The sequence below is a fragment of the Pseudoduganella sp. GW821-FHT12E03 genome (assembly GCF_058807115.1).
Genome location: NZ_JBXAQJ010000003.1, coordinates 88,812 through 102,108, shown reverse-complemented (window position 1 = coordinate 102,108; position 13,297 = coordinate 88,812). Strand labels below are relative to the sequence as shown.

At 61.1% G+C, this 13,297-nt stretch carries 15 protein-coding genes and 1 tRNA gene; 11 read left to right on the top strand and 5 right to left on the bottom strand.

Features of this window, described 5'->3' with window-relative positions; translation table 11 throughout:
- The first annotated feature begins 74 nt into the window (after positions 1 to 74).
- Positions 75 to 845, top strand: a complete 771-nt coding sequence (locus AC1RRC_RS08250) for a hypothetical protein (RefSeq protein WP_493054803.1) — start codon at positions 75 to 77, stop codon at positions 843 to 845.
- 12 nt (positions 846 to 857) lie between these two features.
- Here the strand turns inward: AC1RRC_RS08250 and AC1RRC_RS08245 are convergent, their stop codons facing one another.
- Both AC1RRC_RS08245 and AC1RRC_RS08240 read right to left on the bottom strand, forming a co-directional pair.
- Positions 858 to 1,295 (bottom strand): hypothetical protein, encoded by a 438-nt coding sequence (locus tag AC1RRC_RS08245; RefSeq protein ID WP_493054802.1) that lies wholly within the window; start codon positions 1,293 to 1,295, stop codon positions 858 to 860.
- Between the two features lie 143 nt (positions 1,296 to 1,438).
- Positions 1,439 to 2,299: an MBL fold metallo-hydrolase gene (locus tag AC1RRC_RS08240; protein ID WP_493054801.1), complete on the bottom strand. Its 861-nt coding sequence runs from the start codon at positions 2,297 to 2,299 to the stop codon at positions 1,439 to 1,441.
- A gap of 88 nt (positions 2,300 to 2,387) precedes the next feature.
- On the opposite strand from AC1RRC_RS08240, the gene AC1RRC_RS08235 reads away from it, so the two are divergent.
- Genes AC1RRC_RS08235 through AC1RRC_RS08215 form a run of 5 tightly spaced genes read left to right on the top strand, consistent with a single transcriptional unit; the run spans position 2,388 to position 5,287 of the window.
- The gene (locus AC1RRC_RS08235; RefSeq protein ID WP_493055505.1) at positions 2,388 to 2,732 is read left to right on the top strand and encodes an ArsR/SmtB family transcription factor; all 345 of its coding nucleotides are present in this window, start codon (positions 2,388 to 2,390) and stop codon (positions 2,730 to 2,732) included.
- A complete protein-coding gene (locus AC1RRC_RS08230) occupies positions 2,726 to 3,160 on the top strand; it encodes a YeeE/YedE family protein (RefSeq protein ID WP_493054800.1) in 435 nt (144 codons plus the stop codon). The genes AC1RRC_RS08235 and AC1RRC_RS08230 overlap by 7 nt, the downstream gene beginning before the upstream one ends.
- Before the next feature lies 1 nt (position 3,161).
- The gene (locus AC1RRC_RS08225) at positions 3,162 to 3,599 is read left to right on the top strand and encodes a DUF6691 family protein (RefSeq protein ID WP_493054799.1); all 438 of its coding nucleotides are present in this window, start codon (positions 3,162 to 3,164) and stop codon (positions 3,597 to 3,599) included.
- Positions 3,600 to 3,619: 20 nt separating this feature from the next.
- The gene (locus tag AC1RRC_RS08220) at positions 3,620 to 4,435 is read left to right on the top strand and encodes a sulfite exporter TauE/SafE family protein (RefSeq protein ID WP_493054798.1); all 816 of its coding nucleotides are present in this window, start codon (positions 3,620 to 3,622) and stop codon (positions 4,433 to 4,435) included.
- 30 nt (positions 4,436 to 4,465) lie between these two features.
- The gene (locus tag AC1RRC_RS08215) at positions 4,466 to 5,287 is read left to right on the top strand and encodes a c-type cytochrome (RefSeq protein ID WP_493054797.1); all 822 of its coding nucleotides are present in this window, start codon (positions 4,466 to 4,468) and stop codon (positions 5,285 to 5,287) included.
- 135 nt (positions 5,288 to 5,422) lie between these two features.
- Here the strand turns inward: AC1RRC_RS08215 and AC1RRC_RS08210 are convergent, their stop codons facing one another.
- The 3 genes from AC1RRC_RS08210 to AC1RRC_RS08200 all read right to left on the bottom strand — a co-directional run bounded on the left by AC1RRC_RS08210 (position 5,423) and on the right by AC1RRC_RS08200 (position 7,114).
- Positions 5,423 to 5,791, bottom strand: a complete 369-nt coding sequence (locus AC1RRC_RS08210) for an ArsR/SmtB family transcription factor (RefSeq protein WP_493054796.1) — start codon at positions 5,789 to 5,791, stop codon at positions 5,423 to 5,425.
- A gap of 184 nt (positions 5,792 to 5,975) precedes the next feature.
- Positions 5,976 to 6,050, bottom strand: a tRNA-Arg gene (locus AC1RRC_RS08205).
- Positions 6,051 to 6,091: 41 nt separating this feature from the next.
- Positions 6,092 to 7,114 (bottom strand): transporter, encoded by a 1,023-nt coding sequence (locus tag AC1RRC_RS08200; protein ID WP_493054795.1) that lies wholly within the window; start codon positions 7,112 to 7,114, stop codon positions 6,092 to 6,094.
- 242 nt (positions 7,115 to 7,356) lie between these two features.
- On the opposite strand from AC1RRC_RS08200, the gene AC1RRC_RS08195 reads away from it, so the two are divergent.
- The 5 genes from AC1RRC_RS08195 to epsL all read left to right on the top strand — a co-directional run bounded on the left by AC1RRC_RS08195 (position 7,357) and on the right by epsL (position 13,283).
- Positions 7,357 to 9,267 carry an ATP-binding cassette domain-containing protein gene (locus AC1RRC_RS08195; protein WP_493054794.1) on the top strand — a complete coding sequence of 637 codons (1,911 nt, stop codon included), beginning with the start codon at positions 7,357 to 7,359 and terminating at the stop codon, positions 9,265 to 9,267.
- 9 nt (positions 9,268 to 9,276) lie between these two features.
- Positions 9,277 to 10,653 (top strand): AAA family ATPase, encoded by a 1,377-nt coding sequence (locus AC1RRC_RS08190; protein WP_493054793.1) that lies wholly within the window; start codon positions 9,277 to 9,279, stop codon positions 10,651 to 10,653.
- 2 nt (positions 10,654 to 10,655) lie between these two features.
- Positions 10,656 to 11,246, top strand: a complete 591-nt coding sequence (locus AC1RRC_RS08185) for a retron system putative HNH endonuclease (protein WP_493054792.1) — start codon at positions 10,656 to 10,658, stop codon at positions 11,244 to 11,246.
- 138 nt (positions 11,247 to 11,384) lie between these two features.
- Positions 11,385 to 12,086: a CAAX prenyl protease-related protein gene (locus AC1RRC_RS08180; protein ID WP_493054791.1), complete on the top strand. Its 702-nt coding sequence runs from the start codon at positions 11,385 to 11,387 to the stop codon at positions 12,084 to 12,086.
- A gap of 9 nt (positions 12,087 to 12,095) precedes the next feature.
- Positions 12,096 to 13,283, top strand: a complete 1,188-nt coding sequence (epsL, locus tag AC1RRC_RS08175) for an XrtB/PEP-CTERM-associated polysaccharide biosynthesis outer membrane protein EpsL (RefSeq protein ID WP_493054790.1) — start codon at positions 12,096 to 12,098, stop codon at positions 13,281 to 13,283.
- The last annotated feature ends 14 nt before the right edge of the window (positions 13,284 to 13,297 follow it).

The window sequence follows — 13,297 nt, the reverse complement described above, 5'->3', positions numbered from 1 at the left end:
TGCAACAGAGTCATTTGACACCCAGGCATTCCGGCGGCATGCTGGTCCGATCACACCTTGCCCGGAGCGTGCCTGTGAACATTATCCTTCGTGTAACAGTCAGCATGGCCTTGTCGTGCGCGTCATGGGCCGCTTATTGCCAGGAACCGATGGTGCTGTGTGTGGAAGACCAGGCTGCGTCGCCCTACACCTTTCCCACCCGCGACGGCACCATGCAGGTGCTGGTGAAGATGGCGGCGAAGCAGGCCGATATCCCGGTGACGCTGAAGGTGCAGCCCTGGAAGCGCTGCATCGACGAGGTGCGCGCCGGCACCTTGTCGGGCATGCTCAACGCCGGCTATACGCCGTTCCATGCGGAATACGCGGCGTTTCCCATGCAAGGGGGCAAACCCAACACGGCGCTGTCGCTGGCGAAAATGGACGTGGTGGCATTCCGCGTCAAGGGCGGCAAGGCCGACTGGGATGGCGCGAAATTTACCAATGTCAGCAAGCCGGTGCTGATACCCGCCGGATTCGCCACGCTCTCGGACCAGTTAAAGGGAATGAATATTCCGTTCGATGACAATACCAAGGAACCTGCGCGGAACTTTTACAAGCTGATCGCCGGGCAGGGCGACATCCTGCTGGGCTTTGACGGCGAAATGCAGGCGCTGATCGCGGCGCGCAAGGACGTGCAGGACAAGGTGGAAATGCTGCCCGTGAAATTCATGACGGCGGATTTTTACCTGGCGGTGTCGAAAGCGTATTACAGCGCCAACAAGGATAAAGTCGAGGCGCTGTGGGCCGCCATCGGCAAGGTACGCAAGTCCCGGGAATACCAGGACGCCATCCGCGACATCCGCTAGGCGCCGCCGCTCTCAGAACGCGGCGCCGGAAGCGGTGCCGCCGGCCATTATTTCAAAACCATGCACGGTCAGCACCGTGACGGCAACGGTCCACACGCAAATCCCGGCCACCAGCAGCGGCATCCAGACCCGGCGCGACAGGCCCAGGCTGGAGGCCAGCGCGGCGGAAATCGTCGCCCCCAGCAGCAGTGGCCCCAGCAAACCAATCGCCCACGGCCCTTTTTGCGCCAGCCAGCCGGCCGTGCCTTTGGTCGGATCCTTGGTGCGCATGCGCAGCAGCTTGTGGACCAGGCCACCGGCAAAGGCCGCCACCACGGTGCCGGCAATGGCGCCGGTGATGGTCAGGGCGGCGACCGCGTAAGGATCGATGTCCATCTTGATCCCGAGTGGCACGGCGGCCCACAACTCAATCATGGCGAGGGCGAAGATGCTGAAGGCTTTGGCGAGCATGGACATTCCGGAACATTAAAAGGAATGCAATTGTAACTGTCTGCTTGCTAAAAAGTTAGTGGAAATAGTGTCGGTGGCCGGCAAGGCCACCGGCGTTGCCGGGTTGGCGGGAGGGCGCGGCGCTGTCTTGTGCCACGCCGTCGTTACACCGCGTTGAGGGGGATTTTCAGATAGCGGATGCCGTTCTCTTCGGGTGGCGGCAGTTCCCCGGCCCGGATATTGACCTGTACCGCAGGCAGGATCAGGGTCGGCATCGCCAGCGTCGCGTCGCGGGCGTTCCTTAACGCGACAAACTGCTCCTCGGAGACGCCCTCGTGCACATGGATATTGTGCCGGCGCTGCTGGTCGACAGTGCATTCCCAGGCCGGAGCACGCCCTTCGGGCGGATAGTCGTGGCACATCATCAAGCGCGTCTGGCCGGGCAGGTCCAGCAGCTTGCGGATGGAACGGTACAACTCGTGCGCATTTCCACCGGGGAAGTCGCAACGGGCGGTGCCGACATCCGGCATGAATAGCGTATCGCCGACAAACACCGCATCGCCAATCCGGTATGCCATGTCGGCCGGCGTATGGCCAGGCACGTGCAGCGCGATGCCGGTCATGGCGCCGATGGTGAACGTTTCATTGTCCTCGAACAAGTGGTCGAACTGGGTCCCGTCTGGCTGGAATCCTGGCTCCAGGTTGAACAGGCCTTTGAATACGCCCTGTACACGGCGAATCTGGCGGCCTATGGCAATCCGGCCACCCAGCTGCCGCTTGAGATAAGGCGCCGCGGACAGGTGGTCGGCATGCGCGTGCGTTTCCAGTATCCATTCCACGTGCAGTCCGTGTTCGAGCACGAAGGCGATGACCTGATCCGCGCTGGCGGTGGCTGTCCGGCCGGCCTTGTGGTCGTAGTCCAGCACGGAGTCGATGATGGCGCATTCGGGGCGCCCCTCCTGGTAGACCACATAAGTGACGGTCCAGGTTGCCGCGTCGAAGAATGCATGTATCGCTGGTCGCATGATGTTCCTCCTTAGGTTAAATCATTATACGCAAAAACATTTTATTTTGTTATATAATGTGTTCATGTATATCGTAGGGCGTCACCAGATGAAAATATTCCACCCCACCATCGACCTTGAATCCATGCAAGCGGCGGCGGCAAATGCATGTGCGCTGCTTAAGGTGCTGGCCAACCCGGACCGTTTGCTGCTGATGTGTCAGCTGTCCCAGGGCGAGATGTCCGTCGGCGCACTGGAAGCGCAGCTGGGCATCCGGCAGCCAACGTTGTCCCAGCAACTGACCATCCTGCGCGAAAACGAGCTGGTGACCACGCGCCGGGATGGCAAGAACGTGTTCTATGCGGTGGCGAGCCCGCAGGCGCTTGCCGTCATGGCAGTCCTGTATCAACAGTTTTGCGGTATCACCACCACCAACCAGGAGGCGACATGCTGATTGATTTTGCTCACTTCACCCCCGGGCTGTCTTTCACCGGCGGCTTGATGATCGGCGCGGCGGCGGCCGTGCTGGTCCTGTTTAACGGCCGGATTGCCGGCATCAGCGGCATCCTGGGCGGCTTGTTGAGCCTGCCGAAGCGCGATATCGCCTGGCGCGTGGCCTTCCTCGCCGGCCTGGTTGGCGCGCCGCTCGTGGCAAGCCTGCTCGGCCGGCCAGCCATGGCGGACATCCAGGCAGGCTGGGGCGAAATTCTGGCCGCCGGCTTCCTGGTGGGGCTGGGCACCCGCTACGCCAGCGGCTGCACCAGTGGCCACGGGGTGTGCGGCATTTCGCGCGGCGCCATCCGTTCGCTGGCCGCCACCCTGACGTTCATGGCGGCGGGTTTCGTGACTGTGTTCGTGCAACGGCACTTGATTGGGGGATGAGATGACCACACTGACTTCCTTGTTCGCAGGCCTGCTCTTCGGCGTCGGCCTGATGGTTTCCGGCATGGCCAATCCGGCCAAGGTCCAGAATTTTCTCGACCTCGCGGGCCGCTGGGATCCGTCCCTGGCCCTGGTGATGGCCGGGGCGATTGCCGTTGGCGCGGTGGCTTTCCTGGCGGCCAGACGCCGGGAGCGGTCGCTGCTCGGGTTGCCCATGCAGTTGCCGGCAAGCACTGCTGTCACACCGAGGCTGTTGCTGGGCAGCGCGGCATTCGGTATCGGATGGGGACTGGCCGGTTTTTGTCCGGGGCCCGCACTGGTTGCACTGGGGGCCGGCTATCCGAAAGCCTGGGGCTTCGTCGCGGCGATGTTGGCCGGCATGGCGGTTTTTGAACTGGCTGAGCGGCTGGGTTCACCGGCAACGTCGAGCACCCGTTAAGCGTGGGGAGGGTGGCTGAAATGGACAGTATTTTGACGGGCAGCGTGGTCCTGGGCGCCGTTGTCGGCCTGATCCTGGCGCTGACGGGGGCTGGTGGCGCGATCCTCGCTGTTCCTCTGCTGCTTTTCCTGCTGCATCTGGGCGTGGCGCAGGCGGCGCCGGTTGCGCTGCTGGCCGTCGGCCTGTCCGCGGCGGTGGGCGCCGTCATCGGACTGCGCACGGGGATCGTCCGGTATCGCGCCGCCATACTCATGGCCGGGGCCGGCATGCTTTTTTCTCCGCTGGGCTTATGGTTGGCGCATCAGATTCCGAATGGGCCGTTGACCTTGCTCTTCGCCGCCATACTGGCGTATGTGGCGTGGCGCATGTTCCGCCAGGCGGCCGCGCCGCAATCCCCGCCGGTGTCGCCCCTGCCTTTGCAGCCCTGCCAGCTCAACACGGACAGCGGCCGGTTTATCTGGACCGCAGCCTGTACGCGCGCGCTGGCAGTCTCGGGGATCGGCGCCGGCTTCCTGTCCGGCCTGCTTGGCGTCGGCGGCGGCTTTGTCATTGTCCCGGCGCTGCGGCGTGCGACGAACGCCCCGATGCAGTCCGTCGTCGCCACCTCGCTGGCGGTCATTACACTGGTCTCCATCACGGGTGTCCTGTCGAGCGCCATCGCGGGCGCCATGAACTGGCGGGTGGGCTTGCCGTTCGCCGCCGGCGCCATCATGGGGATGCTGTCCGGACGGCTGGTGGCCAGCCGACTGAGCGGTCCCAGGCTGCAGCAAGGTTTTGCGCTGGTGGCCGGCCTGATTGCCATCGGCATGGTGGCGAAGGTCTTACTGACTGCCTGAATGCAGGCAATCCACATCAAGGAGAGCATTGTGAACAGCATGAAAACCGGCGCCATGGCGCTTGCATTACTGGCGGTGACGGGCATGGCGGCGTTTGCCCAGCAGGCAACGGGAACCATGCCCGTGCCTGCCGAGGCATCGATCCCCAAGGGCCCGATGGGGGACGCCATCAGGCGCGGCAAGATCCTGTTGACGGACACCCACAAGCAGTTGCCGGGTAACGTTGGCAACGGCTTGAACTGCACCAGTTGTCACCTCAATGGCGGCACTACTGCCTATGCTTCGCCGTGGGTTGGACTGGCCGGCGCCTTTCCGGAATATCGATCGCGCAGCGGAAAAGTGATTTCGCTCCAGGAGCGGGTGAATGACTGTTTCCAGCGCTCGATGAATGGCAAGCCGCTTGCCTTCGAATCGGACGAAATGAATGCCATCCTGTCGTACATGAAATGGCTATCCACCGGGGTGCCGGCGGGCGCCAGCATCAGCGGCAGAGGCTTTGTGAAAATCGATACCGCGCTCAAGCCCAACCTTGCGCATGGCAAGACCGTCTACGCGGCGCAATGTGCATCCTGCCACGGAGCGGAAGGACAGGGCATCCCCAATCCGCAAGGCGGTTATCTCTTCCCGCCACTGTGGGGCAAGGATTCGTTCAATGTGGGGGCGGGGATGGCGCGCACGTATACGGCGGCGGCCTTTGTCAAACATAATATGCCGCTCGGCCAGGGCGAAACCCTTTCCGCGCAGGACGCGGTTGACGTTGCCGCTTATTTCACCGGGCAGCCACGGCCTGAATTCGCCGGCCGGGTCAACGACTGGCCCAAAGGCGACAAACCGATCGATGCGCGCCAATGAATTCACTATGAATTCCACGGGCGAGGGGGCATTGCCTAGCCGGCGTTGCGCAGGGCGACGCCGATGCGGTGGTTGGCTCCACCAGGGCCGCGTTGCGCCGCGTGTTCGTGTCCGATTTGGTCACGGCGGCTCTTTTTAAGTGCTGCCCAATGGTGAATCAAGGCGTTCATTCATCGGCCCGGCAGGGCAATACAACTGGTAAAGCAGCGTCAGTATTTGCAGCAATTCCGGCGATGCCACGCTGTAATAGATATTTTTGCCATCCCGCCGTGGCGCAATCACCCCCTCCTTGCGCAGCACGCCCAATTGCTGGGATAGCGTCGGTTGCCGGATATTGAGCAGCGTCTCAAGCTCGCTGACGCATTTCTCGCCTTGCGATAGCTGACAAAGCAGTAGCAAACGGTCTTCATTGGCAAGCAGCTTCAAGGCGCCCACCGCGTGCTGCGCGCCGACGCGCAGCACATTCAGATCAAGCTGTACAGGAAAATCGGGAGCATTCATCATGAAAATATAATATGTGTGAGCATATTATAAGCAAAGCGGGTGAGTCGAATGCCGTAGCGGGAATAATGGTCCATGGGAATAAGTGTTGCCCGCCAAGATAGGTAATTGGATGGGCTCGACAACACCGGTCATGGCAGGTGTGAACTTGGCGGGATGCCCGCAGGAGAGGGCGCGGGAGCGGTGGTGGTCCCCCCGACAGGAATCGAACCTGTATCCCACGCTTAGGAGGCATGTGTACTATCCATTGTACTACGGGGAGGACGCGGCGCAATTATAGCCGACTGGCACGAAAAAGCTAAATCACGCGCCGTCGTCGCCCCGCCGCCGGAACGCCAGCCACCCCGCGATCAAGGTAAACGCTGCCACGATTCCCACCACCACGGCAAAGCCGTGCGGCGCATCGGCCAGCGGAATGCCGCCCACGTTCATACCCAGCAAGCCGGCGATGATGTTGATCGGCAGCGCCAGCACGGTGACAATGGTCAGCACGTACAGGCTCTGGTTATTGCTTTCATTGACCAGCGCCGCCAATTCTTCCTGCAGTAATTTAATGCGTTCCTGCAGGGCCGACATGTCGTTCAGCACCACGGCGAATTCCTCACTGGCCTGGCGCAATTCTTCGGTGTCGACATCGGCAATCCAGGCCGGCGGCTTTTGCAGCAGGCGGAACAGGGCGGCCGGTTCCGGCGCCAGCAGGCGGCGCAGCCGTACCAGGACGCGGCGCAAGGTGCCCAGGTTGGCGCGCTTGTATTTGAGTTTGCCGGCCAGCAGGTGGTCTTCGATGTTATCGACCCGGGTGGTGGCGTCGCGTACGATTTTCACCAGCGCGTCGGCCTGGTCGCGCAGCAGGTGCGCCAGCAACTCCACCGGCGAGCGCAGCGGCTCGCCCGCCTGCACCGCCAGCCGCAGGCTGTCGACCGCCTTCAATTGCTGACGGCGCGCGCTGATGACGCTGCGCCGGTCCACGCTGAGCCACAGGGTGGCGATGTCGGACGGATCGAATGAAAAGTCGTGAACCACATCGTTGACGATGGCGATCAGCGCATTGTCGGCCACTTCGATCCGGGTCGAACGCTGGCCGTCATGCAGGCTTTCATAGAATTCTTCGGCCAGCGCGGTGTGTTCGTGCAGCCATTTTTCACTGGCGGTATTGGCCAGGTTGAAATGCAGCCAGACAAAGGCGCCATCCGCCTGCGATGCTCCCTGCAGCCACGCCGCGGCCTGCGCCGCGCCCACGGTTTGCGGCGCCTGGCCGGGCAGGAACAGATAGCCGCATACCAGGCCATTCTGGTCCGATCCATAGGCGGGAGGCAGTGTCGCCATAAAAACTCCGGAGGGTGAAGAGCCGCAAGGATAGCAAAGCCGCCATGCCTGCGGCAATGCGCGGCCAATAATTCGCGGCCAATGTTCTGCGGCTGACATTTCACGGCCAATGCCAGCCACTGCCAGGCAATTCCCGCTGAAATCGGCTGATTTCGGCCAGTTTCCGGCTGATGGGCCCCGCTGCCGGTACAATGCTGGTTTCCTTCTTCAATGCAACCGCCTGCCACGCAGGACACGACAATATGGCAGTTATTTCTCTCACCAATGCGCAACTGGCGTTCGGCCACTTCGCGCTGCTCGACCAAGCGGAGTTTTCGCTGGAAACGGGCGAACGGGTCGGCTTGATCGGCCGTAACGGCACGGGCAAATCGTCCCTGCTGAAAATCATTTCGGGCCGCTTCAAGCTCGACGACGGCTTGCTGGTGATGCAGCAGGGCCTCAAGATCGCTTATGTCGAACAGGAACCGGAATTCGATCCGGAAATGACCGTGTTCGACGCGGTGGCGTCCGGCATGGGCGACTTGCAGGCGCTGTTGAAGGAATATGACGCGCTGACAGGCCAGTTCGGCCAGGGCGACGATGACGCGCTGATGGAACGCATGCACGATATCCAGGTCATCCTCGACGCGGCCGATGCGTGGAACCTGAAAAACAAGGTCGAACAAACCCTGGACCGCCTGAACCTGGGCCCGGATGCGCAAATGCAGACGCTGTCGGGCGGGATGAAAAAGCGCGTGGCGCTGGCGCGCGCGCTGGTGTCGGCGCCGGACGTGCTGCTGCTCGACGAACCGACCAACCACCTGGACTTCACGTCGATCCAGTGGCTGGAAGGCTTGTTGCGCGACTTTAAGGGCAGCGTGCTGTTCATCACCCACGACCGCTCCTTCCTCGACAATGTCGCCACCCGCATCATCGAACTGGACCGGGGCCGGCTGCTGTCGTATCCGGGCAATTTCAGCCAATACCAGACCCGCAAGGCGGAGCAGCTGGAAATCGAAGAAGTGGAGAACGCCAAGTTCGACAAATTCCTGGCGCAGGAAGAAGTGTGGATCCGCAAGGGCGTCAAGGCCCGCCGCACGCGTGATGAAGGCCGCGTGCGCCGCCTGGAGCGCTTGCGCGAACAGCGCGCCGTGCGCCGCGAACAGCAGGGCCAGGTGACCTTGCAAGTGTCGTCGGGCGAACGCTCCGGCAAGATCGTGGCGGAACTGGAGAACGTGTCGAAAGCCTATGGCGAAAAAACCATCGTGCGGGACTTCAGCGCCACCATCCTGCGCGGCGACAAGGTCGGCCTGATCGGCGCCAATGGCGCCGGCAAGACCACCTTGCTGAAGCTGATCCTCGGCGAAGAAAGCGCCGACGGCGGCACCATCAAGCAGGGCACCAAGCTGCAAGTGGCGTATTTCGACCAGATGCGCGCCCAGCTCAATGAAGAAGCCAGCCTGCTGGAAACCATTGCACCCGGCAGCGACTGGGTCGAAGTCAATGGCCAGCGCAAGCATGCGATGAGTTACCTGAGCGACTTCCTGTTTGCGCCGGAACGCGCCCGTTCGCCGGTGAAATCGCTGTCCGGCGGCGAGCGCAACCGCCTGCTGCTGGCGCGTTTGTTCGCCAAGCCGGCCAACGTGCTGGTGCTGGACGAACCCACCAACGACCTCGATATCGATACGCTGGAATTGCTGGAAGAATTGTTGGAAGACTATGAGGGCACGGTGTTCCTCGTCAGCCACGACCGCATGTTCCTCGATAACGTCGTGACGCAGGTGATCGTGGCCGAAGGGCAGGGCAAGTGGCGCGAATTTGTTGGCGGCTATAGCGACTGGGAGCGCGTGCGCGACACGGTGGCGCCGCCGCCGGCGCCGATCAAGGGCGCGCCGAAAGTGGAGCAGCCGGCTGCTGCGGCGGCGCCCGCCGCGCCGGCCGCGGCCAAGCAAAAAAAGCTCAGCTACAAGGAACAGCGCGAACTGGAAGAATTGCCGGTCAAGATCGCCGCGCTGGAGGATGAGCAGACCGCGTTGAACCTGCAATTGTCCGACCCGGACTTTTACAAGAAAAACGCGGCCGAGGCGCGCCGCGTGCAGGAACGTATCGAGCAGATCGAACTGGAATTGATGCAGGCGCTGGAGCGGTGGGAAACCATCGAGTCGCGCAACTGACGAGGCGCCATGCGAAGCTTGAATATCGAATCATTGCGGTTGCGGGATTATCGGTGCTTTGACGCTCTCGATATCGATTTCCATCCGAGATTGACTGTGCTGATTGCATCGAACGGCGCCGGCAAAACATCGATACTCGATGCGATAGCGGTCGCGTTTGGTCCCTATGTCGGGGCGTTCGATGAGGGCACCGGGGCGCATTTCGGGCCCAACGATATCAGGCTTTCGCGGGTACGGGAAACCGCCAGCAGCGAAATGGAATTTGCTCCTCAAGGTGTGCGCCTGGAAGCAACCGGTTATATACCCGGGAGTTTGGATGACTCGTTGTCAGATGACCGGCTTACAACCTCGTGGCGTCGTAGCCTGGCCGGGCCTGTGAAGGCCAAGACCACGATCAAGGATGCGAAGGAACTGAGTGAGTATGGCAAGCGTCAACAGGAAGCCGTGCGTACGCAGGGGACCGATACGGTTCTTCCTTTGCTGGCCTACTACGGCACGGGCCGATTATGGCAGCAAAAAAAATTAACGGATGCCAAGCTGCCGCGTACATCACGTACAGTCGGCTATTCGGACTGCCTTGATCCAGGTTCCAGCTACAAGGCGTTCGTTGCGTGGTTCCGCTATTGGAACTTAAATTCCAAAGAGGCGAAAATCGCAGCCCAAGAGCAGGGCAAGCCGTTTTCGCCGACAGAATTTGACGGGTACATCCAATCTGTCTCCGATGCGGTGAATACGTGCCTGGCAGTTGCCGATTGGCGGAACATCAGTTACTCATTTTCGCGTGATGCGCTGGTGGCACATCACGACATCCATGGCGAATTGCCGGTGGAGCTGTTGAGTGATGGCATCCGCAATATGATCGGCATGGTAGCCGACATTGCGTTTCGCGCGACAAAACTGAATCCTCAACTGGGGGCTGCCGCAGCTCGTGAAACGCCTGGTGTTGTATTGATAGATGAAGTGGACATGCACTTGCATCCGGAATGGCAGCAAGTCGTGTTGCAAAGCCTGACCAGTGCTTTCCCCAATGTGCAATTTATCGTTACTACCCATAGTCCGCAGGTACTGACGACTGTTCCTCGTGAAAATATCCGGAAGATCGAATTCGACGCTTCCGGATACACAGCAAGTATGCCGAATTTCAGTCCGCTGGCGCATGAAGCCGGCGATGCCTTGGCCAAGGTGATGGGAACCCATCGTGAACCGCCATTGCCGTTGCAGGACAGCATACGCCAATTTGAGCAACTGGTACGGGCCGGTCTGGAACGCAGTTCTGACGCAGTGCGGCTTAAAGCTGTACTTGATGAGGCTGGCTATCAGATCCATGAGAGTGATTTGGCGACCTGGCGCTTCCTTGCGGAACGCAAAGCAGCAAAGGTCAGGTAGCCATGGTTGAATTACAACACCGTGCGGTGCCCACACCAGCACTGACGTATTTTGTCGCGACACATCCAGGCATTTTGGTGCAGGACTTTGACAGCTCGCCATTTTTGCCGGTTAAGACCGCCGTCAAGGCTGACCTCAATGCCGACCAGGGTGGGTTGTGCGTCTATTGTGAGCGCAAGTTGCAGCCTGGTGCGGGACAAGTTGAGCACATTAAGCCCAAAGGAGGTCCCAATGCGCATCCAGGTCTGTGCTTTACCTACACTAACTACGCTCATAGCTGCATTAACACCAAAACATGCGGCCAACAAAAGAAAAATGGACTATTGCCGATTGAGCCTGGCCCAGGCTGCAACGTCCGATGGAGTGTGTCGACGGATGGCACCATTGAGCCTGTCACCGGCTTGACGCGAGCGCAGCAGCATACTGTTCGCCAGACGCGGGATATGCTGGGACTCAACAAGGATTCGGACCTTGTCGATGAACGACAGCGGTGGCTGAAAAGCGCACTGGCGGTTTTACAGCAAAGGCCTGCTGAAATCCAGCGGTTTCTCCAAGATGCGCCTTACCGGCATATTCTGGAAACGGCGCTATGAAGTAGCAACACTCTGACCATCCCTGAAGCGGCCCGCTCATCCATGTGAGCGGGCCGTTTTCATTGGGTTTCCCAGCCGTGCGCTCCTGTTGAGTTGAAAGTTATATTATTCGCAAACTTGACAAGATTGCTCTGGTGCATGAAACCCTATTCTCCCACTGTTGGCGCCGTACCCGGCCATGCTTCCGCGCGCATCCTGCCGTTTGCCGCGTATATGGCCTTCATCGTGCTGGCCGACCTGTGGCCGGCGCTGGGCGCGCCTGCGGTCTCACCGGCCGACCTGCGCTGGCTGTATGCCGCCAAGATCGCGGCGGTGGTGGCGCTGCTGTGGGCTTACCGCCGCCACTACGTGGAACTGGCGCGGTTTGACGTCACGGCGCGCGGCGCGGCTGCCGCCACGGCGGTCGGACTGCTGGTGTTTGTCCTGTGGATCAACCTCGACGCCGGCTGGATGCAGTTCGGTGTTTCGGCCGGTTTTGATCCGCGCAATGACGCGGGCGCGATCGAATGGCGCCTGGCCTTGATCCGGATCGTGGGCGCCGCGCTGGTCGTGCCCATCATGGAAGAACTGTTCTGGCGTTCGTTGGTGTTGCGCTGGCTGGCGTCTGCTGATTTCCTCAGTGTGGCGCCGGCGCGGGTCGGCATCCGGGCGCTGGCCATTACCGCGCTGCTGTTTGGCGTCGAACATCAATTATGGTTTGCCGGCATCGTCGCAGGCCTTGCCTACAGCTTGCTGTACATGCGCAGCGGCAGCCTGTGGGCCGCCATCCTGGCGCACGGCGTCACCAATGGCGCGCTGGGCATCTGGGTGCTGGCCACCGGCAACTGGCATTACTGGTAAGGAGCCGCCATGCCTTCATATAAAAATTCGTTACTGGTGGCGCTGGGCGCATGGGCGGCGTTGCCGCTGGCGCCGGCCCACGCCATGCTGAGCGACACCATCCACCCCTACCTGGCCGTGGCGCGCAGCCATGACAGCAATTTGTTTCGCCTCGATGAACGGGCCGTGATTGCGCAGCGCGGCGATGATTTCACGCGCACGCAAATCGGCGTGCTGGTGGATATGCCACTCAGCCGCCAGCGCCTGACCGCGCAAATCAAGCGCTCGAAAGTCAAATTCAGCCGCTATACCCAGCTCGACTATGACGGCAAGGATTACGCGGCCGACCTCGAGTGGCACATCGGCAATCACCTGGAAGGCCACCTGGGCGGCACCTATGCGCAAACGCTGACGTCCTTCAACGATTTCCATACGGCTGAGCGCAACTTGCGGGTGCAGCGCCGCGAGTATGCCGATGGCGCGTGGCGTTTTCATCCCAGCTACCGCGTGCGCGCGGCGGCCAGCCGCAACAAGTCGACTTACGATTTGCCGGTCCAGCGGTACAACAACCGCACCGAAGACCAGCTCGATGCGGGCTTCGATTATTTGCCGCCCAGCGGCAGCCGCTTTGGCCTGCAGGCGTCGCGGATCGAAGGCAAGTATCCGAACCACCGCGCACTGGGGGGCATGCTGGTCGACGACAGTTATACCCAGCATGAATTGAAGGCCAACGTGTACTGGCTGTTTTCCGCCACCTCGCAATTCCAGATGCTGGCCGGCTGGGCGGAACGCAAGCACAGCCTGTTTGCGGAGCGCGATACCAGCGGCCTGAATGGCCGCGCCACGATGAACTGGTCGATGCTGCGCAAGCTGAAAATGTCGGCCTCGGCCTGGCGCGATTTTGCCGCAGTGGAAAGCAACTTGATCAACAACAGCGTCAACAAGGGCGCCAGTTTCAATACCACGTGGGACGTCACCAGCAAGGTGGCGGCGACCGCAATGGTGCGGCGCGAAAAACGCGATTTCAGTACGCTGGAGGGACGTCTTGCGGCGCCCAACCTGTCCGATAAAACCCGCATTGCAACATTGGGACTGACCTGGGCGCCGACGCTGTCCTCGCAGTTATCAGTCAATGCTTTCCATGAGGTGCGAAGCGGCAATGCTTCCACCAATTACCGTGCCAACGGCGCCGCAGCCAGCGCCAGCATACAGTTCTGAGCTTTCGAGAAAAA

What these genes read in the sequence shown, in the direction of transcription:
- AC1RRC_RS08225 (WP_493054799.1), top strand. Translation starts at nt 3,162, where the DNA reads ATGACCACACTGACTTCCTTGTTCGCAGGCCTGCTCTTCGGCGTCGGC.
- AC1RRC_RS08200 (WP_493054795.1), bottom strand. Translation starts at nt 7,114, where the DNA reads ATGGCGACACTGCCTCCCGCCTATGGATCGGACCAGAATGGCCTGGTA.
- AC1RRC_RS08230 (WP_493054800.1), top strand. Translation starts at nt 2,726, where the DNA reads ATGCTGATTGATTTTGCTCACTTCACCCCCGGGCTGTCTTTCACCGGC.
- AC1RRC_RS08245 (WP_493054802.1), bottom strand. Translation starts at nt 1,295, where the DNA reads ATGCTCGCCAAAGCCTTCAGCATCTTCGCCCTCGCCATGATTGAGTTG.
- AC1RRC_RS08185 (WP_493054792.1), top strand. Translation starts at nt 10,656, where the DNA reads ATGGTTGAATTACAACACCGTGCGGTGCCCACACCAGCACTGACGTAT.
- AC1RRC_RS08190 (WP_493054793.1), top strand. Translation starts at nt 9,277, where the DNA reads ATGCGAAGCTTGAATATCGAATCATTGCGGTTGCGGGATTATCGGTGC.
- AC1RRC_RS08240 (WP_493054801.1), bottom strand. Translation starts at nt 2,299, where the DNA reads ATGCGACCAGCGATACATGCATTCTTCGACGCGGCAACCTGGACCGTC.
- epsL (WP_493054790.1), top strand. Translation starts at nt 12,096, where the DNA reads ATGCCTTCATATAAAAATTCGTTACTGGTGGCGCTGGGCGCATGGGCG.
- AC1RRC_RS08210 (WP_493054796.1), bottom strand. Translation starts at nt 5,791, where the DNA reads ATGATGAATGCTCCCGATTTTCCTGTACAGCTTGATCTGAATGTGCTG.
- AC1RRC_RS08180 (WP_493054791.1), top strand. Translation starts at nt 11,385, where the DNA reads ATGAAACCCTATTCTCCCACTGTTGGCGCCGTACCCGGCCATGCTTCC.
- AC1RRC_RS08235 (WP_493055505.1), top strand. Translation starts at nt 2,388, where the DNA reads ATGAAAATATTCCACCCCACCATCGACCTTGAATCCATGCAAGCGGCG.
- AC1RRC_RS08220 (WP_493054798.1), top strand. Translation starts at nt 3,620, where the DNA reads ATGGACAGTATTTTGACGGGCAGCGTGGTCCTGGGCGCCGTTGTCGGC.
- AC1RRC_RS08195 (WP_493054794.1), top strand. Translation starts at nt 7,357, where the DNA reads ATGGCAGTTATTTCTCTCACCAATGCGCAACTGGCGTTCGGCCACTTC.